We start from the raw sequence: 22,535 nt of genomic DNA on the forward strand, positions 1-22,535 counted from the left end.
GCGGACCGCCCGCGCCCGCCCCACCGCTGTAGGCCCTACTGAGGCGCCTTCCGGCGGCGCGGTCAGTCACCTCCAGGATGAGGCTGGCCGGCTGGCGTAGGCCCTCGAGGCGACCGAGGAGTTCGCGCACCAGCGCCGCGGAGAATGAGACCCGGGCGTCCCCGCGGGCGCCCCGAGGCCACCCGGCCCCTGCGTTGCCGAGGGGGCCGCCAGCCGCTATCATCGGAGCTGTACGTGTGGGGCGGGTTCTCGTTTGATAGCGGTATCGCGGCTCTTGCACTCAATCTCTGAAAGCCTCGGTCGCGCCAACGACCGAGGCTTTTACTTTTCAGCCTGCCTGCGTTCGATAAATTCCTTCAGCGCTTGTGCAACCAGCACACTCCGATTCGGCATTCCCTCTCGCTCCTTCAGACGATCCAACTCGCTGAGAAGCTCGCCAGGAACATAGGTATGCAAGAGACCGCGTCCGGCAGCTGCCTGCCGGTCACGATGTGCTTGCTGTCGTAGGGCTAGCTGATTCTGTGCCATCGGTTATCTGTAACGTCGTGATGTGCGAGTCAGCAACCGTTTTCTGTCCCCCGCCTAGAATCTGAGATAGAAATCGCGATTCGATACAAGGGGTGGTTGTCGGTTGCATCTGGGCTTCGTCGGTTCCGCGAAAGGATGCTGCGTCGCCGTCGAATCACCATCGGGCTGAATGCTAGCCGATTCTGAACAAGATTGGCCAGACATGATTCGCAACCGTCGCGTGGGGCACCCCAGCTCTTTCCGGACAACACAAAGGGGATGAGGGCAACACGCCCCCATCCCCTTGCGGCCTGACCTCTGCCGAACTCAGTCGCGTGTCTGGCGTCGATCGTGGAGATCGTCATCATCGACCGGCGCCCCGGCCTCCTTGAGCGCCGCCATGATCACCCCGCGCATCGATGTGCCGCGGTGAAAAGCCTGCTCGCGGAGCCAGTCATGCAGACCCGCCGGCAGCACGATGGTCATGCGGGCATCACGGCGCGGCGCGGGTGTCGGAGTGGGGGTGGGCGTCGGAGTGGAAACTGAAGCCGCCCGGGAGGTGAACCCGGCCTCGCGACCGATTGCGGCAGCGACATCGGCCGCGGCCGGCTTCGCCGGCGTCGGAGCAAAGCCACTGAGATCCAGGGTGGCGCGCTTGCGGGCGCCGTCGCGCTTGCTCTCGCTCATGCCCCATCTCCCTTCACATGTCCCTTCAAATAGTCCACCACAGCCGCCGCGACGGCTTCCGCATTCTCGATCGCCGCTTCGGGATTGGCGACGTCGCCCGGGCCGAGGTCATAGATGGTGCCTCCGATCTGCATGATCGCCCGGAAAGCCGCACGCTCGACCATCTCCGCCGGCAGAATGGGGATGCCGGCATCCTGAAGACTGGCCGCAATATGGCGGAAGTCCCGTCCCCTGAGGACGCTCGTGCAGGTGAAGAGGACCGCATAGGGGATCGTCCTGCGGAAGGCCTGAGCCTGGCGGGCGATCACCTTGATGACCCGCGCCCCCTGATCCGCATCCAGCTGAGATCCGCGCATGGGGATCAGCACCAGGTCCGCCCGGCCGATCGCATAGGACACCGCCATATTGGCCGTGCCCTCCAGATCCACGATCACGAAGGGATCACGGGCCGCGGCACTGTCGATGTGATCGAGGATGTTTTCCTCCGTCACATCAGGCACCACCCGGAGCAGGGCCGGCACCCGCTCGGGATCCCGTGCCGCCCACGCTCCAAGCGGCTGGTTCGGGTCGGCATCGAGCAGCGTCACCCCGGCGCCCTGGGCCGCAAACACCTGCGCAAGGACCAGGGCGGTGGTCGACTTCCCCACCCCGCCTTTGCTGTTGGCGAGCGCGATGACGGGCATCGGCGGTCTCCTTGTGAGTGTAGGCTACACGGATATTAAGAACGCATCTATGCATAGATGTAAATATGCTTATATGGTTTGCCCATCAGACTACAAGGAAGGCATCGGCCCCTGGATCCTCCTGGCANTGGCCTCGATCTACAATGGCGACAGCAGATGTTCGGCAAACCAGCCTGGGCAGGGTTGGCCTGCAGATCATTCGGGATTGGGTTCTGCGTCTCAACAGCCACGGGCCGGACGGGCTGATCGATCGCAAGGCGCCTGGTGCGGTGCCGAAGCTGAACGCTGCTTGGCGTCAGGCACTGGCGGAAAAAGTGGCAGGCGGGCCGACGCTGGGGGTTGACGGTGTGGTGCGTTGGCGGCTCAAGGATCTGGCGCACTGGATCTCCGAGGAATTCGGCATCTCGATCGACGAGACGACAGTGGGACGAGAGCCGAAGGCGACGGGTTCCGCAAGCTGTCAGCCCGGCCCCGTCACCATGCCCAGGATGTCGAAGCGCTTGAAGACTTTAAAAAAATTCCAGACCAGACTGGCAGAAATCGACGCCGCCTTACCGCCGGGAACCGGGATAGAGCTGTGGTGGCAGGATAAAGCCCGGATCGGCCAGAAGAACAAGATCACGCGGCGCTGGGCCAGGCAAGGGACATGTCCTGTAGAACCCCAGGATCAACGGGCCAGCTCGGCCTACATCTTTGGGGGCGTGTGCCCTGAACGCGGCGCCGGCGCCGCCCTGATCCTGCCCCGCTGCGATACCCGTGGCATGCAGTGGCATCTCGATGAGATCGCCAACCAGGTCGCGCCCGGAGCGCACGCCGTGCTCATGATGGATCGGGCCGGATGGCATATGACCGACAAGCTGATCGTACCGGCGAACATCACCATCATCGCCCTGCCGCCCAGATCGCCGGAACTCAACCCGGTCGAGAATGTCTGGAAGTTCATGCGTGAGAATTGACTATCCAATCGCATCTTCGAATCTACGATCAGATCATCGCTATGTGCTGCCATGCCTGGAATAAGCTCATCAGCCATCCCTGGAAGATCATGTCCATTGGGTTGAAGCGCGGGTCTCATGAGTTCTTATTATTGCAGATTGGCATAACTCATTCGTGCTTAGACATTTATCGACAGCTGTCACCAGTGCGTTTAGGCGATGCAGACAAACGCATGAAGTCTATCGACGATTATCTCTTCAACAAGACGGACAGATATTTTACTTAGGCACGCGCTTTTTCGAAGAATTTTTCTGAACATCTGGAAGTAGAGTTGCTTCCAGTATGTCGAGATGGGCACGTAATTTGGCGATGGCATTGCCGACATCCTGTTCGAGATTCACTACCGCTTCATCATCGGACAGCGCGGGCTCGCGGTGTAGCGATCCTTCCCGCATGCGAACCTCGCGCAGGACTCGTTCGGACAATTCCACCCATTGCTTGCGATCTTCACGTTCTTCGTCGGTGAGGGGCATATCCGGATCCTCAGGGCCGAGCGCGATCGCTTCGCGCTTGTAGGTCAGCACGGCCGTTGCCGAGAGAAGATAAGCCCAATGATAGCTCAGGCTATCAAGAGCTTCGACGGTATTACGGGGCGTGTCCGGTCGGTCCCACACGCTCGGATCACTGACAAGTTTCTGGATGATGCGCGCGGCGAGCCCGGTGCGGCGATCGACGCCGAGCGGTTCAGGGAGCGTGCCCCGCTGGTTCCACAACGCCATGATCAGGGCGTCCTGCTCGGCAAGCGCAGCTTTGCGTGCCGCAGCCGTCGGCGCGTCCTCGACGGCTGCGCGCACCTCGGCGAGGCGGAACGCCATCCAGCGCGTCAAGACATCGGCGCTCCGCCCCAGTCCCAGCGCAGCTTCGATCTCACGCCCAACGGCCGAGACCGCGCGTGCTCGCTTCGATTTTCCCGTCATGCCGGTAAAGGATGATCCGGTTATATTCGCGCTCGCGCTTTTTGTCTTTTTTGAGGGCATAGCTCGCTTCGCCAATTCGCCGGTTGAAGTTGATTTCGGTGATAAGATCGAGCCCATACGCTTCGAGAATTTGCACAATCGCCGACCTGCGAAACAACAGCTCCTTACCTTGGGCAGAATGCCGGGAAGCGCGCTCATCGGGTTGTTGCGGGTCGCTCCAGGCGACCCGCTGAACAGTGACGACACCCTTCGGATCGCGCCAGACCGGCAGCCCGGATGGATCGCGCACTAGGCCAAGCAAGGCGACGATCCGCGGATGGGGCAACTGACCCGAGGCAGACACCTCGCCGCGCAGGGGGTCATGGATGTCAAGTTCGGTTCCACCGTTCCAATCAACGAGGAGTGATTTGAGCACAAATCTTCCCGACGCGATTTCCAAACTGTCGTCGTCATTCACGGCGAGACGATAATCTTGACTATTCTCGCTGGCCTCGAGCGCGAGCCGCAGGGAAGTCGCCATGTCGCGCGACACCAATGCGCTCTCGACCCGGGTCGATCCCGACGCCTCGCCATAGTGCAGCCAGTGATGCCCACTGACGACCAGCCAATCCGAGCGGTCCAGCCCCAGCGCTCTGCGAACGGCGTCGATGTCCGGCATCTTCAGCCAATCGTCCAGCTGCGGTCCCTGCCAGGCAATGGCTTCAAGCGGCTTTGGTCCGCGTAGATCGCCGAGCCAGGCTGGCGCTAGCGTTAGCCCCTGGCATGAAAGCCAATGGTCGAAATTGTCGTACGCATCCTCTTCAGCGTCGGCCGCGAGCGGCCACGCCGCCAACGCTTCACCCCCTGCTAGGTAGAGCGCGTGCCATTCCAGATGCGTGCGATAGCGCTCGACCGCCGGGAGCGAACCATGGCTGTTCAAACTATCCCGGCCCCGCCGATTGAAACGGTGGTTGCCGCGCAGCTTGTCATAGCTCAAAATGTCGTCGGTAACGCCGAGGTCATCGACGATCCAGCGTTCGGCCCATTCCAGGAAGGCGCCAGGATCGGGTTCGGCAAAACACCGCATAAGCGGTGAATACCAGTATGGCAGCGAATCCAGGCTGTCGAATCGAAATCTCCGCCCCTCCTCGCCAAGCGGACGATGGCGGTCGAACCCCTTGTGCCAGCTTTGCGTGGTTGATTGTTGGGCCAGGAGCTTGCTGGTGTTGATCTCCGCGATGCGCGCGCAATCGGCTTTGCTGAAGCTGTTCGGATCGGCATAGGCCAGCCCCTGCAACGCCTGTTTTGCCGACGCGCGCACCAGCAAATGCGGAAATGCGGCGCTTTCGGCCTGCTCGAACAACCAGTCCCGGTATCCTTGAATGCAGTGGGGGGTCTCCCAAGCGATGCGCGCTAGCCCCATCATGAACCAGAGTTTTGCCGCCCAGAAGTAGAAGGGCGCTTCAGGGTGGCTGAAGGCGGGTTCAGCACGATGGTCATAGCGCTGACGCACCTGCTCGAGTATATCGCGACTCCCGAGGCGTGCGAGAATGCGCAAGCCATAGCCGGCCCGCCACCGCCGTGCCTGCGCGACATGACCAAGTTCGGCATAAATAAAGCGTGCGACCGACGACGCGGAATCGCCAATGGTATCGAAACCCGGCAGATTACGGTCCGCGACTTCGAGCCGGAGATGCAGCGCGTTAGTATGCCGATCGAGAATCCCCTGGGCTTGCTCCTGGGTGAGATAGTCGCTCAGCAAGCTGATTAGCCGAAAGATGCCCAGAGAGTTCAGCGATGTGATGTGCTGCTCGATTGCCGATAGCAGCCGGCTGACGATCACAGCTGGGTTTGCTTCGCTCCGCTTGAGCAACGCCGCAAGATCAGGCGTACGGTCGTCAATATACCATAGGAATTCGGGCAATCGCGCTTCGATGACCGATAGAAGCCGATCTCTCGCCCATTGCCTTGCAGCGAGCTTGTCGTGCCACCGGTCGAGCTGCTCCCGCAGGAAATGAGCAATGTCATGGACGACGCCGTCCTCTTCCGGCACCGATATGAGCAAGTCGAGAAACTCACCGATGCGATGTACGGGGACATTGGCCAGTAACCGGTTCGCAATCGCGCTACGCGATGCATATGGACTCTTCTCAGCGGCGATGATGGCGTCGACCCGCGCCCTGAACGACGCGATGCCATCGATTCCCGCAACGGACAGCAGCGCCGGGTCGATCGGTTTCGGTCCAGCCCCTGGGCTGGCTGGCGAATCGTAGCGGGAATAGACCGGCTGGTTCTGGGGAAGTGTCGCCTCAAAATTTGCAGCGGCGATAAGATCGTGCACGGCCGGACCAGGCTCGGCCAGCTGCGCAACCGCAGCGATCTGTTTCCCACGGTCGCCACAAGGTTCGCGCAGCAGATGGCTCGCGACGACCTCGGCAAGCAGCCGGTCAGAAGTTGTACCGGCATGCTCGAACAGCAGCGTCGCAAGGGGGCCGCCATCCTCGCCGAGGATCGGTAAAAAGGCCGCCAAACTCCTATCGTCGAGCGTCTTGTCGGCAGCGCATTGCAAGAGCGTTCTGTCGAGCATCGACGACCCGCTGGTCAGATCGAGTTCTGCAAAGCGCGCTACCGCCGCAAGCGCAATATTCGGCGCAAGCGCGGCCAGCGAGATCGCTACGTCGCTCCAGGGGAATTGATCGGCGTTGCCGAGACGGATCGCGGCATCTTGATGGACCGCAGCGAGGCGTAGTGCCACACACTCAGCGTCGGCATCGCGCATCGCCGGCCGAGCGCGCTTTGCCAGCGCCGCCGTCACCGACAGGGCGTGTAGCGTGTCATAATCGACATCGCCGGCAACGCTCATCGCGGCGTTGAAGCAATAGCGGGCGGCTGCAGCATCGATCGGGAGCACTAGCTTCGCAAGCTCGACGAGATAGTCGATTTTCTCGTCGGCAGAGATTTTTATACCGCGCACATGATCGCAGGTCTCAACCGCAAGTTCGACGATGCCGGGCCGGAAGCCCGGCACGAGTGACGCATGTTTGAGAAAGTCGAGCGCGCCGAACCGCATTAGCGAACCGATTTCACCCAGAGCGCCGCGGAGCGCCGTAAACAAAGCGGCGGCGTCCATGCCGGCGATCAGACCCAATGGAAGCAGCGCGCGGATCGCAGCATCGTCGCGCGTACGCCATTCATCCTCCCGCGTATAATAGCGACGGGCGGCGCCTAATTTCTTCAGTGCCTCGACCAAGGCCGGTAGTGCATCACCCGGCGTGATGGTGCCAACAAGCACCATGGCGCGCGTGGCATGAAGCTGCAGGATTGGTTCGAACAGTTCCTTCACTTTACGCAAATCTGACTCGCGATCACGCGAAAGCCGCTGCTGGGATGCTTTCTTCCCACGAACTTTCTTGGGCGGTGGAGGCGGCGGTGGTGGCTCAACCACAAACTTGTCGAACGTGACAGGCTCGCCCTTGAGTACATTTGCCAACGCAAAGACCCGCGCCGCAATATCGCTGCTCCTGGGGCCATAGCTCGCCAGCGCGCTGGGCGTTCTCGCGCTTGTCGCCATCGCCGGTGCCAGTGCAACGGCGAGGCGCGCAGGATCGCCAGCCTGCATGGCGACCAGATCGCATGCGTCAAGACCAAAGCGCAGTGCTTCGCTCGCCGCATCGTCCGGCATGTGGTCGGTGCCGACATTGCGCTCGTCAAATCCGCCGCGGGCCGCCATGGCCTCCAGGTGGAGCAACATCGGTTCGGCAGCAAAATCTCCGCCGCACAAGCCGACTGCCAGCTCGACTATCGGGCGGCCGGGATGCGGGAGCGGTAATGCATCACGCATTTGCGTCAGCAAAGCGAGATTCCCCCGACGTGCCAAGCGCATCACCAGGCAACGCAGCACTTCCAGCCTGAACCGTGCGGGTTGCGCGCGCCGGATCAGTGCCAGAACCTCGCTCGCGCCGTAGGCATGCAACCATCCGGTCAGAAATGCGGCGACATCGTCCCCCTCGAGTTTCCAATCCCGCTCGAAATTTTCCCTGGCGATATCGCGTCTGCGACGTCGCATACCGGCATCGGGATCATCCTCGTCGGCGACCTCGTCGTCATTCTCATCCTCAAAGGCTTTCTGGGCATCCTCGCGTCCATCCTGCCAGGCAAGAAAGCTTCGGAAATGGGACTTCATGCCGATACGATCGCCAGCAATTCCGTCAATCCCGGCAAGCTGGAGGAGCAAGACGCCATGTCCTGGACGCTTGTCGCGGTTTCTCAGCAGCAGCGAAAAGATCGTATCCCGAGAAAAATTCGCGGCAAGTTCGACATGCTTGAACAAGGTGTTTTGCACCGCGTCGTCGGTCTTGAGCGCTTGCGCACCTTCGAGCAGCAGCGCGGCGGCATCGATGACATTTCCAGTTTCACGACAGACATGCATTGCCGCGCGCAATCTTCGGCGATGGACTTCCCCCCGTGCAGCCGGATCGGCAATCGGATAGTCGGCTACCGGCTCACGAACTAGGGCAATGACGTCCTCGCGCCGACCGGCGAGCAAAGCCTGATTGGCGACATGGCTAGCCGCATAGGGGTCGGCCATGCGCCGGGCCATCAAATGATCGGCGGCGCGCGTCCCAATTTCGGACATTGCCGATGCACCGGCTTCACGAAGGAAATGCTCGAAATCCTCGTCGGCGAAGCTCACCAGCTCGTCCGCGAGAACCAAGCCGGGCGCAAGGTCCGCGATGAGGTCACGGATATGTGCCAGTTTAGCGTCGAGTACGCCAGCAAGCTGGTCGATCGGCACTGGCCTTGGCAGCACGATCAATGCCGCGCAGAAGCGGGCCAGCTCGGCAGTGCTGCCAGACTTAGTCCGCGCTTCATCAAAGCGAGTTGTGAAGATCAGCTCGAGATTTTTACCGTTCGGCTTGAGATAGTCGAGCGCGGCGTCGGCTACTTCACCGGCAAATTCGATGGCATAACGCTGCACCCGCGGATTGCCGCCCGAATGGAAATGGAACTCCTCATGCCAGTCGTCGGCTTGCGGCCCCAGCCTGGCTTCTGCAAAGCGGATGGATTCTTCTGGCCCGAATGGTTCCAACGGAACCAGGACAACATCATCTGGAAGTTCGAGATCAGCGAGGCGGCCAGTCCGAGCGCTGAACATCAACCGGACATTTGCCGGTAAACCGCCCAGCCGCGCGAGATCATGCACAAAGGCGCGCTCAGGCGGTACGCACTGCGATGCAGCGGTAACTGCGTTGTCCGCGGCGTCTACAGCAATGACCAGCAACGCATCGGGATGCCTCGAAGCCAAGGCAGCGGCCGTCGCATCCAGCTTCCGTGCAAAGCGGCGCGGATGATCGACACCCGTTTCGGAAAATAAAGGCGGCAACAGCAGTCGAGCGGCTGTGTCATTTGCAAGCTGCAAGAATGCATCTTCGGCGCGATGCCGGTAGCCGTTGGAATTGAGATAGGTGCCGCCGCCATAACAGTCATAGACGATCAGCTCGGAGCCCGTCGGCAAGCGCTGTGCGAGATCCTGCAATACCGTCGTCTTGCCTTGACCGCCCGCACCCGCCAAACAGATTTTCTGCGTGCCTTGGGTGAACATCGTTTCAATCGTGCCGGCAGCGGCGCGGGGAACCAACTCGGAGACGCGGGCTATCTCGGTCGGACAAGGATAGAAGATGCGCTTGTCAGCATGGCCGAAGATGCCGAACACGCTTTCCGCGGTAATCGTCTCCCGGCTGCCTTCGGGCCGCATCCGCTTGCGGATAAACTCGCGCAATACCGCAAACTCGGCCCGTACGTCGCCATCTGTGAGGCCGGAGAGCATCTGAATGACCCGCTTCTCATGCGCGAACCGCGACTGGTCGCCACAATCGCTGAAGTCCAGGGCGGGAGCAAAAGCGGCAAACTCGGCGAGTGTCAGGCCACTCGCCTTTTGCAGCTTGGTTCGCATCGCATCGCCGGGTGCTGCGGCCAGCGCATCGAGCACTTCCTGCGCAAGTGGCTGGTTGCTGGCGAGCTTCACGACAATATTGCCCGCAGCATCAAGCTCGCGCCGCTGTTTACGCATCCCCTTCCAGGCGCTAGCAAGGCGGGCGATCAGCGCGTTGGTCTTCTCCCTGTTTTTCGCATAAGCGAGCCGCGCTACGGTCCAGGGCGTATCGGGATCGCTTCCGGAATATTTGAACTGGACGAGGTCAACGCCTTCGATCGTGTCGATGTCCGGGCCGTAATAGAAAGCGGCATCGACCCCATCCCACAAGACTTCATCCATACCTTCGGCATCATCGGCACGAACTCCCTCAACCGTTAGCTCAATGAGGCCGGTCCCCGGTGTGATCAATTCTAGTGCGCGGCGCGCTGCCCACAGTTCGTGATAGTCGTCACCGGCGTTGCTTCCTCGCTTGCCACTGTAGTCGGTTCGCGCCACGCTCCCGGCTGCCTTTCATCAAAGTCAGAATTATAGCGACCAGCTTCAACCATCTCGGGCTGTTAGTCGCCTTCCCCACCGCACACCTCGCCGCTGGAGCCGATAACCGCTTCGGGCGCCGCAGTCCGACGAACCGGTCATGCGGCGTGTTGCAGATGATCGTCACGTTCCGCTCGAAGCGATATCGCTCGGCAATCTCCAGCAGCAGCCGGCTTTTGCCTGACCCGTTAGGCCCAACGAGGATTGAAACGGTTTCACGGCCGCTCCCCCCTTCATCGATGTCAAGACCCCGCAGTCTCACCATGCGGTGACCCAGTCGCCCGGTCACACCTGTAGGCCGGCGTAGCCGGCTGGAAGGTGTGTCTCAGCGGGCGGTTATCGTGGTTCTTCGGTAAAGTTTGGTCACCACAACAAAAGCCCAACCGAGGGTAACCACAATGACCAACGAGATGATGGCACTGCAGCGCCTGCTGGAAAAGGGACGGATGGGGATGTGCTGCGCGAGATGATCGGCTTTGCCGCCCAGCGTCTGATGGAGCTGGAGGTTCACGCGCTGATCGGGGCGACACCGGGAGAGCGTTCGCCGGACCAGCTTGTGCAGCGCAACGGCTACCGGACCGGGACTGGGAAACCCGTGTGGGGACGGTAGAGCTGCGCATTCCCAAGCTCCCGAAAGGCAGCTGTTTTCCGGGTTTCCTGGAGCCCCGGCGCATGGCGGAGAAGGCCCTGGGGCCTGGCCGGCATGAAGCTCATGGCGTCTGACGCACATGAAGGCATCAAAGCCGCGGTGACCAAGGTGTTTCGGGCAACATGGCAGCACTGCCGGGTCCACTTCATGCGCGATGCCCTCGCCCATGCCGGCAAGCAGGGCCGCAGGGTCGTTTTGGCTTTCATTGCCACGGCCTTCGCCCAGAATGATGCCGGCGCCGCCAGGGCGCAGTGGCGTCAGGTCGCCGATCAGATCCGGCCCAAGGTCCCAAAGCTGGCGGTGCTGCTGGACGAGGCCGAAGAGGACGTGCTTGCCTGCATGACCGTTCCCAAGAGCCATTGGGCCAAGCTGCACAGCACCAATCCCATCGAGTGCCTGGACGGCGAGATCAAGCGCCGTACCGAGGTCGTCGGTATCTTTCCGGGCGAGGCCGCCATCACAAGGCTCATCGGTGCCATTCTCCTGGAGCAGAATGATGAATGGGCCGTCCAGCGCGCCCGATACATGACCCTTGAGACCATCGCTCCTCTCGGCGATGATCCACACATCATGCTTCCCGTCGTCGCAGCATGATACAACTGGCCAGACATGCCGGAGACCTCGACGCTATTGCGCGAGCTACAACACGGGGTGGGGCGTCACCTATATGCATTTCATATGCATGCACCCACGACACCGCCATGACAACCTCAGACGACCAGAGTTCGCCCGATCAACACGGGTCTTTCGGACGGAGGTCTTTAGAAAAAATATAACGCGAAACTGCACTTACATCACTGTATATACAATGATGTAAGTGCATTTTTATGGCTACGCGACAGCCTGCCCCGATGCCGCCGCCTGCAACGCATGGAGATAGTCCACCGCCCGTGCCGCAAAACTCGCAGCCTGGAAGATCGCACGCTTGTCTACCCTGAGCACATCGAGCCAGCTCGCGAGATAGGCGGCATGGTCCTCCCGCGGCGTGAGTGCAACGCCCAGATCCGCGCACAGGAAGGCCGCGCCAAGTTCGGCAACCAGCTCTTCACGGGCGTAAGCCTGATCGGCAAAGCGCCGGCCGAACTGGCGATGGCACCGGGCGGGATGACCGGTCCAATGGGTCAGCTCGTGCAAGAGGGTGGCGTACCAACCATGAGCGTCGCGGAAGGCAGTGCGTGCCGGCATGCCGATCATATCCCGAGCCGGCGCATAAAAGGCAGGCCCACCCCCGGCCTCAATGCGAGCGCCCGTCGCCTCAATGAAGGCTTCGGCGGCAGCGATCCGTTCAGGTTCGGGGCACGCCGGAAGCGGTGCCGTCAATCGGTCCGGCAGTCCGTCGCACTGCTCGACATTGAACACCGTATAGCTCTTCAGGAACGGGATCCGGGTCTCTGCTTCCTCGCCCGTCTCCGGATCGACATCGGTACGGGTGAGGGCAGAGCTGTAGACGACCGTGGTCCCGCGCTCCCCCCGACGAACGGTGCCGCCTTCCGCCCGGGCCTGCCGGAAGGTGATCCAGGTCGGCGCATGATAGCCCCGGATGAGGCTCGCTTCCCACAGAATGAGCGTGTTGATTCCACGATAGGGCTCACCCGTGGCCCGAAGCGGCCGACCTGCAACACTCTCCCCCGTCGTCCAGGGGCGCATCCAGGGCCGCACACCCGTCTCAAGCTGCGCCACGATCCGGGCGGTCACCTCGGCGTGAAGATCCTGCTTCATGGTCTCCTCCGTCTTGATGTGTCGGTCGATTTCATCGACCGACAACGCCCAAGTGGCGAACGAAGGAGGGGAAGCGGCGCAGCTCAGAGGGGTCGATCGCGGGGAGGGGGATCACCCACCCCGGGCCCAGGCCCGGGGCGGCGCTGTGCGCCGGCCTGCAGGCGGCCTGCCGCCGAAGGCTGGGGAGACCCCGCGATCGACGACGGCGGCACCGCCGCCGGCGCTTGCCCCTTGCGCCGCGGGGAACCTGGGTTCCCCATCTTCAGGGGCCGGGGTTTTGATCAGATGCCGGAGATCGCAGAGCGTTAGCCAGAGGGTCAGACGAAGATCCGCTCCACCTCATCCAGCGTCACCTCATCCGGCCGCCGGTCATAAAGCTGGGTGGTGCGGGTGGAGGCATGGTTGGCCATGGTCGCCGCCTTTTCCAGCGTGCCCCCGTTCTTGAGATAGGCGGTGATCCCCGTGGCCCGGAAGCTGTGATTGCCGATGGGCGTCTCGATCCCGGCCGCCGCGGCCCGGCGCCGGATCATAGCATAGGCATCGGCCTGCTGCATCGCCCGGTCGCTCAGCCGGCCGGTGCCGCGGGCGATGGTCCGGAACAGGGCACTCCGCCGGTCACCCGCCAGCGCACAACCCTCCATATAGTCGTGCAGCCAGGCATCGAGATTGTGGTGACAGGGCATGTCGTGACGCTTGCCCCCCTTCTCGTGCAGCCGCACCCAGAGGCGCCGGTTCTGGACATAGACATCCTCCACCCGCATGGCCAGGGCCGCACCGATCCGGGCGAAGCTGTAGACCATCAGCCCGATCAGGGCGCGGTCGCGCAGCCCGATCGGGGTTGAGACGTCGATCGCCTCCAGGATCCGCCGCGCCTCGGCCGCCTCCAGAACCGGGGTCTTGCCCCGTTTGACCCGATGCACCGGGCCGCGCACCGACGCGGCCGGGTTGGCGGGCAGAATCTGGCCGGTCACCAGCCAGTCGAACAGATGCTTCAGCCCGGCCAGGCGCTGCTTGACGGTCGGCGCGGCGAAGTGCCGCCCCTGAAGCTCGACCCAGGCCGCGACATGCAGCGGCTGGACCTGACCGATCGCGGTCAGCCCGACGCCGCTGCACCAGGTGAGGAAGTCTTCGGCCGCCCGGCCATAGGCACGCCGGGTGTGCGGGTTGCGGATCCGGGCGACGAAGAATTCGAGGAAGCGCAGTTGGGCCGGATCGCCGGCGGCGGCGATGAGGGGTGGGGTGACGGGCAGGCCGGGTGGGGTGGCGGGGATCAGGGGCATGGGCGGGTGCCGTGGGTGAGGGAGAGGGGTCTTCTCAAAACACTGATAAAGGACGTTATCATAGATATAGGCGCTAGGTGAGGGAGATAGTGCCGGGATGTTTGGCCGGCTGCGGAAAAGTGGTGAAACTGGATGAGGCGCCTCTCTGGCGGACCGCGCTTGCGCATCAAGGAGGCGTTCGGCTGGATCAAGATGGTGATCGGCCAGAGGAAGAGCCGCTACCGGCACCACGGGTGACCTGGAGGGTCGAGGTCGGCTTCCATCACGGGCGACGGATCGGGATGAAGGCTTAGCGCTGATCGTTCTTCGGCAACCTGCTAAAGCTCGATCGCAGATGGCGATCTTTCTTATTCCTTCCCAGATTGCTGTCTTTCGGCTACCAATTTGCGGGTCGTTGACTCCCAATTTGCCGAAGCAGATGGTTCTCTGAACCGCGCCGGGTTCGTCGGAAGCTCGGCGCGTTGAGTCAGGCGGCGATGGCCGCCTGCTCCTGTTCGTCCCACCAGCGTTGCTCGGCCTCGGCCGGCGGAATGTTGCCGATCGGCTCGAGGAGCCGGCGGTTGTTGAACCAGTCGACCCATTCGAGGGTCGCATACTCGACGGCTTCCAAGGAGCGCCAAGGTCCGCGCTGATGGATCACCTCGGCTTTGTAAAGCCCGTTGATCGTCTCGGCGAGGGCGTTGTCGTAGGAATCTCCGACACTGCCCACCGAGGGCACCACGCCGGCGTCGACGAGGCGTTCGGTGTCGCGGATCGACAGGTATCGGCCGCCTCGATCACTGTGATGGACGAGACCGCCACCGGGTGCCGGCCGGCGCGCATGGAGGGCTTGCTCGAGGGCATCGAGCACGAGGCTCGCATGCGCGGTTCGGCTCGCCCGCCAACCGACGATACGCCGCGCGAACACGTCAATCACGAAGGCGACGTAGACGAAACCCGCCCAGGTCGCCACGCAGGTGAAATCGGAGACCCAGAGCCGGTTCGGTCCCGGCGCTCTGAACTGTCGATTGACGAGGTCACGCGGGCATGGCGTTGCCTTGTCCGAGATGGTCGTCCGGATCGGTCGACCACGAACAACGCCTTGAAGTCCCATCTCGGGATCTCGTTCGCCTGCCGCAGTTCGCGGTTCTCCCGCTCGAGTGCCTTCAGGCGGGCGTTCAGGTCCGGAGCGACGCCGTCGATCTTACCGCCCTCACGCTCGGCCCGCTTCACCCACAGCCGCAGCGTCTCCGGTGTGCAACCGATCTTGCCGGCGATCGAGGCGATGGCGGCCCAGCGGGAGGCGTGATCGCTCTCGTGCTCGAGAACCATCCGGACCGCGCGGCTACGCACTTCGGGGGCAAACTTGTTCGTCGTCCTGCTGGTCATGGCTCCATCCTCTCAAGAGTTGGAGCCTCCGGCAAACCCGATGCGGTTCACTTCGGCCAGTACGGTGGTTGCGGGAATGCCGCCGGCGAGCCAAGCATCAAGGGCGTCCACCACACACTGTGCCACCGCTGCAAACTGTCGAATATCTTCACCGACCAGATGAATGGTTTCGCCAACCCGCGCATCCCTAGCATGGTCGGCAAATTTATCATCCATGATCCCGAGATTATGCCCGATGACATGGCGCTTCTGAATGTTGAGCTTAAGCGCCGCAAGCTCGGCCTCGGACAAGGGTGAGAATGGATCGAAGTTCAATTCCGCGAACCGGCGCTGTGCGATTTCAACATTCTGAAAATCGTTTCGCACTGGCTTTGGCTTGGGAGCGTCAGGGCCAAGCTGGTCGCAGCCATAAAGATAAACTGCCTTGAGGGTTGCCTCGAATGCCGTGAGCACGTCCTCATGAGCGTTGCCCATGAGCCTGTATCCCAATTCCTGATTGCCCTCTTGCGCGTCCGCCAATGCGATTTGTTGCGCAACGATCTGGACTTCGCGCGCGAAATGCAGTCGGACGTTCGGGGCGCCGCAATCGGGGCAAAAAAGGCCAATAGCAAAGACGCCGTAGTCCCGACCACAGTGATCACACACCAACTCTCGCAAGAGATCACGCCGAGAAAATCTCAGCCGTGGTTTTGCCGTAGGACGCGGACCAGCTTTGATCTTGACGAATTTCGAGGACGAAAACTTTCGCTCCATGTCTCGAAACATGCCGTGAAAGGCGCTTGCCATGTCGGCCTTGGCGGCGTGTGCCACCATCTTCTTCGCGGCTTCCACGTCATCCGGGTGCATGAAATCCTGGTCGTCAGCAACAATGCCGCTATAGGGACAGACAGTCTGCTTCGAGCGGGGTTCCAGCTTCATGCGCTTGCGCGCATCATCACTGACCATCACGTTCTCGGCAACATCACCCAATACGAAATGACGCGGCAACGCTTTCTCATTTGGCGAATAGCGATAGACGCGCCCCTCGGGCGTCTTTGGCAATGGGATGGACAATTCCATTCGATTCCTGGCCCCTCCCGTCCGATAGCGTTCCAAGTTCTTGAACCGCATGACCTTCGCCCTTGCCGCCAACCCATATTGCGTTTGATCGTGCCTCCGACGCTAGATATGGTATCATCAAATGCGAAGCTATGCATCATGGGTGTGAGGATGCCATTCCCTAAGAAAGACAAGCACATGAAGCGAATCACGGTCACCGTCGACCCGGACGACTATGCTGAGATAGACCGTCTGGCACGCAGCCACGACGTCTCTGCGTCGTGGGTGATCCGTCGTTCCATGCGTGAGTTTCTGGATCGCCACCGTGGCGACGCGCCCGACCCAATGGGCGGCTCGGAAAAGCGCAGGGTAGGCTGAGCACATGGCAGAAGCAATTCGCCCCATGCGCCACGTATCCCTACCTGGGATGTGTCCGGTCGATGCAGCCGTTGCACAGATGGCTGAAAGCGGTATCGAGGAACGCGGTGCCATCTTCACCCGACGCGAAGTCGTGGACTTCATCCTCGACCTGACGGGCTATACCGACGACAAGCCCCTCCATACGCAACGCTTGCTCGAACCGTCCTTTGGCAATGGGGACTTTCTCCTTGCCGCAGTCGAGCGCTTGTTGAGGGCGTGGCATACCGCCGACGCACCGTTGGAATCCCTAATCGACAGTGTTCGCGCGATTGAGCTTCATCGCAAAACCTTCACCGCAACCCGCGCCCGCCTGGCCGCTTTACTCCGAGAAGAAGGCTTGCCGGACGTTGACTGCGACCGGCTGCTGGATGCGTGGCTGGTCCAAGGCGACTTTCTGCTGCATCCGCTACCTGATGGCTTTCACTACGTTGTCGGCAACCCGCCCTATGTTCGCCAAGAGCTGATACCGGATGCGCTGATCGCCGAATACCGGCGCCAGTTCACGACAGTTTTTGATCGCGCTGACATCTACATCCCCTTTATCGAACGGTCGCTCTCGCTGCTCGCCGAGGGAGGCGCACTCGGCTTCATCTGCGCGGATCGCTGGATGAAGAACCGCTACGGCGGTCCGCTGCGGAAGATGGTCGCCGAGGGTTATCGCCTGAAATTCTATGTGGACATGGTGGACACGCCTGCCTTCCACTCGGAGGTCATCGCATACCCTGCAATCACCGTCATAACGAGAGAACGTCCCGGCCCAACGCGGCTTGCTCATCGACCGGCGATTACACCTCAGGCGCTAACAGCGCTCTCACGCGCGATGCTGGACGATACCGACACACTCAGCGCAGACATCAAGGAGATCAAGGGCGTCGCCGCAGGCGCCGATCCTTGGATTCTTGAGTCGTTCGATCAGCTCGCAGTCGTTCGCCGTTTGGAGCGTGAGTTCCCGACGCTCGAAGAGACCGGCTGCAAGGTCGGCATTGGCGTGGCGACCGGCGCAGACAGGGTTTTCATTGCCCCCTTCGATACTCTGGACGTGGAGCCCGACCGCAAACTGCCCCTCGTCATGACGCGGGACATTCTTGCCGGCACCGTGCAATGGCGCGGCTACGGCGTGATCAACCCGTTCAAGAATGATGGCGGCCTCGTTCCTCTGGACGCCTATCCCAAGCTCCGCGCCCACCTTGAAGCCAATGGCGAGGAAATCAGGAAGCGCCACGTTTCCCAAAAGAACCCGAATGGCTGGTACCGGACTATCGATCGTATCTATCCGGCCCTGGCCAGCCGCCCGAAGCTGCTTATCCCCGACATCAAGGGTGAGGCGCATATCGTCTATGAGGCCGGCCACCTCTACCCCCATCACAACCTCTACTTCATCACATCCGATGAGTGGGAGCTAAGGGCATTGCAAGCGGTGCTGCTGTCGGGCATCGCCAAGCTCTTTGTTTCCATGTACTCGACGAAGATGCGTGGCGGCTACCTGCGCTTCCAAGCGCAGTATCTCCGGCGTATCCGCGTCCCACATTGGTGCGACGTATCTGAGGATTTGCGCGCGGAACTTGCTGACGCGGCCACCAGCGGCGACATTGCAAGCTGTAACCAGGCCGTCTTCCGGCTTTATCGAATGGATAAGGCCGAGCGCACTGCCCTCGGCGGCAATGGGGGGTAATGCGCTAATGGCATTGGATCTTGCCGAGTACGAAAACAAGGCTCGCGAGGCCGTCAAGCTGTTTTGGGGGAACCGAGAAGCCGCACGTCTCAAGCAACTTGAATCCGGCAAGGCGGATCAGGGGGAGCGCGCCGGCGTCACCGCCGGAAAGAATATGAACGGCTTCCTTCAATTGGTCGCCGACCTTGCCGAAGCAAACGGACTAACGGACGCAACCATTCTTCAGGACGGCCGTGTACTGACGCTGCCCGGCTATTTTCGTCCCACCAAACTCTGGGACTTACTGATCCTGAGGAAAGGCCACCTCGTCGCCGCGCTGGAGTTCAAATCCCAGGTCGGCCCCTCTTTCGGAAACAACTTCAACAACCGAACCGAGGAAGCCATCGGCACGGCTGTCGATCTTTGGACAGCCTACCGGGAGGGTGCGTTCGGCGAGCAGCCACGCCCCTTCGTCGGCTGGCTGATGCTGCTGGAGGACGCGCCAGCCTCACGCGCACCTGTACGGGATCGCTCGCCCCACTTCCCAGTTTTCCAGGACTTTCAAAACGCCTCGTATGCTGAGCGCTACAACGTGCTCTGCAAGAAGCTCGTGCAGGAACAGCTTTATTCGTCGGCTTGCATTCTCACGTCTCCCCGGACTGCCGCAAATACGGGCGACTTCGCGGAAATGAGCGACATGACAGGACTCCGAACATTTGTGACGGAACTTGCCGGGCACCTTGCTGCTGAAGCGGCACGGGCATAGCCGTAGAGATCGGGGGGACAGGATGGTCGTTTGGCTAAGAATTGCAGGGATCGGATTGAACGCCATCGGCGCGATCATCCTTGCTTGGAGGGTCAAGGGCATCTTGGACATGATGGTTGCTGCCCACCAGGCCACCGATGTGAACATTCGCCTGCTCATGGATATCCTCGCCGGGCAGCAACAGGTGGTTCCGCTGATCGTCGGCATGGACGAGCAGGTCGCCCGGAAGCAAAAGGCAGGGATTTGGCTCCTTACCATCGGGTTTGCGTGCATCGCGATCGGAAACGTCTTGGTCGGCGTCTCCTGGTATCTGGAATCCTAAAACTACGCATGAGGAAGCATCTTGCCGAAAACGACTGTCGAGATTGCGATTGAGGAAGGCCAGAGATGCCTCAAGGCATCTCCGGTGATCGTGCTCGGAAGTGGTGCCTCCATTCCGGCTGGATTGCCCAGCATGGGCGCACTGGCGGCCCACCTGAAAGGCTCTATGCGGGACGGGGTGCTGTCCGGTTCGGACGAGGGTCTTTGGGATCAGTTCATTAACGAACTCGCCACCAAAGACCTCGAAAGCGCGCTGCACGCAATCAAGCTGAGTGAAAAACTCTCTGACCATGTTGTCGAGCAGACATGGAGTTTGATCAGCGCCGCAGATGCGCGCGTATTTGAAGCGGTTCTCGGCGACGTGAACCACCTCCCTCTCGCCCGGCTCTACCGTCATCTGTTCAACAGCACAAACCGAACGATTTCAGTGGTGACGCCCAACTATGACCGGCTGGCTGAGTATGCCGCCGATCGGGCGGGATACTGTCACCACACGGGCTTCAGCTACGGATACCTGCGCCAGCGGCAATCTGGCTCGCGGCTATCATTCAGGCAGGACAACCAACAAGCCCGCACCGTCGATATCTGGAAGGTGCACGGCTGCTTGGACTGGTTCATCGATCAAGACGGCCAGGTTATCGCGCTCACGTCGGCACGATCCATCCCGACCGGCCGCCGTCCGGCCATCGTGACACCCGGTATCGAGAAATACGAACGCACACACCTTGAGCCGTTTCGCTCGATCATCGCCGGGGCCGATGGCGCCCTAGCGCGCGCAAGCGCGTATCTCTGCGTCGGCTTTGGCTTCAATGACACACATATCCAGCCGAAACTGCTGGAGCGCTGGAAACGGGGCGACGCCTTTCTGGTCGTGCTCGCAAAGGAGCTAAGCAAAACCGCTAAGAAGATGCTGGAGGGAGCAAACGGCCAGCACTTCTTGGCACTGGAAGAGGCAGATAACGGCACACGCATGTGGTCGCACCAGCACCCGGCCGGCGTGGTGCTGGATGGCGTCCATCTGTGGCGGCTGCCCGACTTCCTCGATAAGACGACATAAAGGGGGCCTATCATGGGGATTTTCACCTATCAGGATGCGGATGCCTTAGGGGCAGTCGTCGCCGTAGATACAGCAACGGTCGTGGTTCGTGTTTCGGATGTTGAGAAGCTGCGACGGATGCAGGTCAGCCGCCTTGTCTTTCTTCAAAGCAGCCGGGCGGGTGAGCACCTGATTGGGGTGATACAGAAGATTGTTCGATCGATGAAGGAGGCGAAGGCCATCGGAGAAGGCGAAGCAACTGACGAAGACGTTCTACCTGAGGAGAACGTCGTGCGGGTCGCCCTGATCGGCACGCACATCGACAAGAAGGGAACCGAGGAAAACCTCTTCCGGCGAACGCTAGAAACCGTCCCTGAGATTGATGCGAACTGCTTCGCGATTGAGGGAGAGAGCCTGACGGCCTTCATGCGCGTCATCGCCCGTGTCGCCAGCGACGGCCAGAAGCTGACACTCGGCTCCTACACCTTGGATGAAAACGCGACAGCGTACCTCAACGGCAACAAGTTCTTCCAACGCCACGCCATCGTCGTTGGGAGCACAGGCTCAGGCAAGTCGTGGACGACCGCCCGCGTTCTGGAACAGGTGGCCAGCCTGCCAAACGCCAACGCCCTCGTCTTCGACCTTCATGGCGAGTACACGCCACTCGTCGGCGATGGCATTCGCCACTTTCGCATTGCCGGACCCGGCGATCTCGACAAGGGAACAAGCCTCAAGGACGGCGTAATCTACCTGCCGTTCTGGCTGCTGGGATACGAGGCCATGATTTCCATGTTCGTCGATCGCAGCGACCAGAATGCGCCTAACCAAGCGATGTTGATGTCGCGCACCGTGACCGACGCCAAGCGGACCTTCCTGACCAACGGGAAGCATCAGGACGTTCTCGATAATTTCACCATCGACAGCCCAGTTCCCTTTGACATTGGCGGCGTCGTTACCGAGCTGAACAGGCTCAACACAGAAATGGTGCCGGGCGCTAAATCAGAAAAGCAGGGACCGTATTTCGACAAACTAAGCCGAATGATCGCGCGCTTTGAGAACAAGCGGACCGACCGCCGCCTCGGCTTCCTCTTTCGCGGCGGCGAAGACACTCTCAAGTTTGATTGGCTGGAAACGCTCTGCTCAACGCTGGTCGGCGGCAGTCAGGACCAACCTGACAAGAAGGGCGGCGTGAAGATTATCGACTTCTCGGAGGTTCCGTCAGACGTGCTGCCGCTGATTGTGAGCCTCGTCGCGCGCTTGGCGTTCTCCCTCCAGCAGTGGACCGCGCCAGGAAAACGGCACCCGGTTGCCCTGTTCTGTGATGAGGCGCACCTCTACATCCCGGAACGTGCCCAAGGCGATGCCGCCAACGAGATCTCGATTTCCATCTTCGAGCGCATCGCCAAGGAAGGCCGAAAGTATGGCGTTGGACTTGTTGTCATCAGCCAACGTCCCTCAGAGGTCAATCGGACGGTGCTCAGTCAGTGCAACAACCTGATCGCGATGCGGCTGACCAACGCAGAAGACCAAGGTGTCGTCCGGCGGCTGCTGCCCGATAGCTTGGGCGGTTTCAGCGACCTGCTGCCGATACTAGACACCGGAGAAGCGCTCGTCGTTGGCGATGCGAGCCTGCTGCCGAGCCGCATCCGGATTGCGGAGCCAACTGCTCATCCGAACAGCGGCACCGTCGATTTCTGGGATGAGTGGTCGAAGGATGCGCCGATTGGCGCGATTCCGGCCGCTGTCAGCGGATGGCGCAAGCAGACGCAACAGGCATAGCGGTCCGCCCGAGGAACGGAGACGTTCAGATGAAGTGGTTGTGGACGTGGGGCGGTAAAAGTTTCGGCTATCGGGACGGCGATATGAACCGCGCCGGGTTCGTCGGAGGCTCGGGGCATTGAGTCAGGCTGCGATGGCCGCCTGCTCCTGTTCGTCCCACCAGCGTTGCTCGGCCTCGGCCGGCGGAATGTTGCCGATCGGCTCGAGGAGCCGGCGGTTGTTGAGCCAGTCGGCCCATTCGAGGGTCGCATACTCGACGGCTTCCAAGGA

15 protein-coding genes and 3 pseudogenes are annotated in these 22,535 nt (G+C 61.3%); 8 read left to right on the plus strand and 10 right to left on the minus strand.

The window, feature by feature from the left end:
• Positions 1 to 321 precede the first annotated feature (321 nt).
• From CMO28_RS29835 to CMO28_RS01610, 3 genes are all read right to left on the minus strand, one after another.
• On the minus strand, positions 322 to 528 hold the full coding sequence (locus CMO28_RS29835) for a CopG family ribbon-helix-helix protein (protein ID WP_372014602.1): 207 nt from the start codon (positions 526 to 528) through the stop codon (positions 322 to 324).
• Between the two features lie 306 nt (positions 529 to 834).
• Positions 835 to 1,194, minus strand: coding sequence for a hypothetical protein (locus CMO28_RS01605; RefSeq protein ID WP_296708591.1), 360 nt, complete (start codon positions 1,192 to 1,194; stop codon positions 835 to 837).
• Positions 1,191 to 1,877, minus strand: coding sequence for a ParA family protein (locus CMO28_RS01610; protein WP_296708594.1), 687 nt, complete (start codon positions 1,875 to 1,877; stop codon positions 1,191 to 1,193). Before CMO28_RS01610 ends, CMO28_RS01605 begins: the two co-directional genes overlap by 4 nt.
• A gap of 143 nt (positions 1,878 to 2,020) precedes the next feature.
• Here CMO28_RS01610 and CMO28_RS01615 point away from each other — a divergent pair, with 143 nt between their 5' ends.
• On the plus strand, positions 2,021 to 2,833 hold the full coding sequence (locus CMO28_RS01615) for an IS630 family transposase (protein ID WP_296708597.1): 813 nt from the start codon (positions 2,021 to 2,023) through the stop codon (positions 2,831 to 2,833).
• Positions 2,834 to 3,091: 258 nt separating this feature from the next.
• On the opposite strand, the gene CMO28_RS01620 is transcribed toward CMO28_RS01615, so the two are convergent.
• The gene (locus CMO28_RS01620; RefSeq protein ID WP_296708598.1) at positions 3,092 to 3,700 is read right to left on the minus strand and encodes a hypothetical protein; all 609 of its coding nucleotides are present in this window, start codon (positions 3,698 to 3,700) and stop codon (positions 3,092 to 3,094) included.
• A 40-nt stretch (positions 3,701 to 3,740) separates the two neighbouring features.
• Positions 3,741 to 10,199: a hypothetical protein gene (locus CMO28_RS01625; RefSeq protein WP_296708602.1), complete on the minus strand. Its 6,459-nt coding sequence runs from the start codon at positions 10,197 to 10,199 to the stop codon at positions 3,741 to 3,743.
• A 437-nt stretch (positions 10,200 to 10,636) separates the two neighbouring features.
• On the opposite strand from CMO28_RS01625, the pseudogene CMO28_RS01630 reads away from it, so the two are divergent.
• Positions 10,637 to 11,481: pseudogene (locus CMO28_RS01630) on the plus strand (transposase).
• A gap of 237 nt (positions 11,482 to 11,718) precedes the next feature.
• On the opposite strand, the gene CMO28_RS01635 reads toward CMO28_RS01630, so the two are convergent.
• The 4 genes and pseudogenes from CMO28_RS01635 to CMO28_RS01650 all read right to left on the minus strand — a co-directional run bounded on the left by CMO28_RS01635 (position 11,719) and on the right by CMO28_RS01650 (position 16,313).
• On the minus strand, positions 11,719 to 12,606 hold the full coding sequence (locus CMO28_RS01635) for an ArdC family protein (RefSeq protein ID WP_296708604.1): 888 nt from the start codon (positions 12,604 to 12,606) through the stop codon (positions 11,719 to 11,721).
• Positions 12,607 to 12,923: 317 nt separating this feature from the next.
• Positions 12,924 to 13,886: a tyrosine-type recombinase/integrase gene (locus CMO28_RS01640; protein ID WP_296708606.1), complete on the minus strand. Its 963-nt coding sequence runs from the start codon at positions 13,884 to 13,886 to the stop codon at positions 12,924 to 12,926.
• Between the two features lie 466 nt (positions 13,887 to 14,352).
• A pseudogene (locus tag CMO28_RS01645) lies at positions 14,353 to 15,254 on the minus strand (IS3 family transposase).
• A 12-nt stretch (positions 15,255 to 15,266) separates the two neighbouring features.
• Positions 15,267 to 16,313 carry a hypothetical protein gene (locus tag CMO28_RS01650; protein ID WP_296708609.1) on the minus strand — a complete coding sequence of 349 codons (1,047 nt, stop codon included), beginning with the start codon at positions 16,311 to 16,313 and terminating at the stop codon, positions 15,267 to 15,269.
• 177 nt (positions 16,314 to 16,490) lie between these two features.
• On the opposite strand from CMO28_RS01650, the gene CMO28_RS01655 reads away from it, so the two are divergent.
• Genes CMO28_RS01655 through CMO28_RS01680 form a run of 6 tightly spaced genes read left to right on the plus strand, consistent with a single transcriptional unit; the run spans position 16,491 to position 22,265 of the window.
• Positions 16,491 to 16,670 carry a ribbon-helix-helix domain-containing protein gene (locus CMO28_RS01655; RefSeq protein ID WP_296708611.1) on the plus strand — a complete coding sequence of 60 codons (180 nt, stop codon included), beginning with the start codon at positions 16,491 to 16,493 and terminating at the stop codon, positions 16,668 to 16,670.
• 25 nt (positions 16,671 to 16,695) lie between these two features.
• A complete protein-coding gene (locus CMO28_RS01660; protein ID WP_296708614.1) occupies positions 16,696 to 18,384 on the plus strand; it encodes an Eco57I restriction-modification methylase domain-containing protein in 1,689 nt (562 codons plus the stop codon).
• Positions 18,385 to 18,391: 7 nt separating this feature from the next.
• A complete protein-coding gene (locus CMO28_RS01665) occupies positions 18,392 to 19,129 on the plus strand; it encodes a PaeR7I family type II restriction endonuclease (RefSeq protein ID WP_296708617.1) in 738 nt (245 codons plus the stop codon).
• A gap of 55 nt (positions 19,130 to 19,184) precedes the next feature.
• On the plus strand, positions 19,185 to 19,451 hold the full coding sequence (locus CMO28_RS01670; RefSeq protein WP_296708619.1) for a hypothetical protein: 267 nt from the start codon (positions 19,185 to 19,187) through the stop codon (positions 19,449 to 19,451).
• 21 nt (positions 19,452 to 19,472) lie between these two features.
• The gene (locus CMO28_RS01675) at positions 19,473 to 20,507 is read left to right on the plus strand and encodes an SIR2 family protein (protein WP_296708622.1); all 1,035 of its coding nucleotides are present in this window, start codon (positions 19,473 to 19,475) and stop codon (positions 20,505 to 20,507) included.
• A gap of 12 nt (positions 20,508 to 20,519) precedes the next feature.
• Positions 20,520 to 22,265, plus strand: coding sequence for an ATP-binding protein (locus CMO28_RS01680; RefSeq protein WP_296708625.1), 1,746 nt, complete (start codon positions 20,520 to 20,522; stop codon positions 22,263 to 22,265).
• A gap of 123 nt (positions 22,266 to 22,388) precedes the next feature.
• Here CMO28_RS01680 and CMO28_RS01685 read toward each other — a convergent pair.
• Positions 22,389 to 22,535, minus strand: a pseudogene (locus tag CMO28_RS01685) (IS3 family transposase); the annotation flags it as partial.

Source organism: Tistrella sp., assembly GCF_002684955.1.
GTDB classification, from domain to species: Bacteria; Pseudomonadota; Alphaproteobacteria; order Tistrellales; family Tistrellaceae; genus Tistrella; species Tistrella mobilis.

What these genes read in the sequence shown, in the direction of transcription:
- CMO28_RS29835 (WP_372014602.1), bottom strand. Translation starts at nt 528, where the DNA reads ATGGCACAGAATCAGCTAGCCCTACGACAGCAAGCACATCGTGACCGG.
- CMO28_RS01605 (WP_296708591.1), bottom strand. Translation starts at nt 1,194, where the DNA reads ATGAGCGAGAGCAAGCGCGACGGCGCCCGCAAGCGCGCCACCCTGGAT.
- CMO28_RS01610 (WP_296708594.1), bottom strand. Translation starts at nt 1,877, where the DNA reads ATGCCCGTCATCGCGCTCGCCAACAGCAAAGGCGGGGTGGGGAAGTCG.
- CMO28_RS01615 (WP_296708597.1), top strand. Translation starts at nt 2,021, where the DNA reads ATGGCGACAGCAGATGTTCGGCAAACCAGCCTGGGCAGGGTTGGCCTG.
- CMO28_RS01635 (WP_296708604.1), bottom strand. Translation starts at nt 12,606, where the DNA reads ATGAAGCAGGATCTTCACGCCGAGGTGACCGCCCGGATCGTGGCGCAG.
- CMO28_RS01640 (WP_296708606.1), bottom strand. Translation starts at nt 13,886, where the DNA reads ATGCCCCTGATCCCCGCCACCCCACCCGGCCTGCCCGTCACCCCACCC.
- CMO28_RS01650 (WP_296708609.1), bottom strand. Translation starts at nt 16,313, where the DNA reads ATGGAATTGTCCATCCCATTGCCAAAGACGCCCGAGGGGCGCGTCTAT.
- CMO28_RS01655 (WP_296708611.1), top strand. Translation starts at nt 16,491, where the DNA reads ATGAAGCGAATCACGGTCACCGTCGACCCGGACGACTATGCTGAGATA.
- CMO28_RS01660 (WP_296708614.1), top strand. Translation starts at nt 16,696, where the DNA reads ATGCGCCACGTATCCCTACCTGGGATGTGTCCGGTCGATGCAGCCGTT.
- CMO28_RS01665 (WP_296708617.1), top strand. Translation starts at nt 18,392, where the DNA reads ATGGCATTGGATCTTGCCGAGTACGAAAACAAGGCTCGCGAGGCCGTC.
- CMO28_RS01680 (WP_296708625.1), top strand. Translation starts at nt 20,520, where the DNA reads ATGGGGATTTTCACCTATCAGGATGCGGATGCCTTAGGGGCAGTCGTC.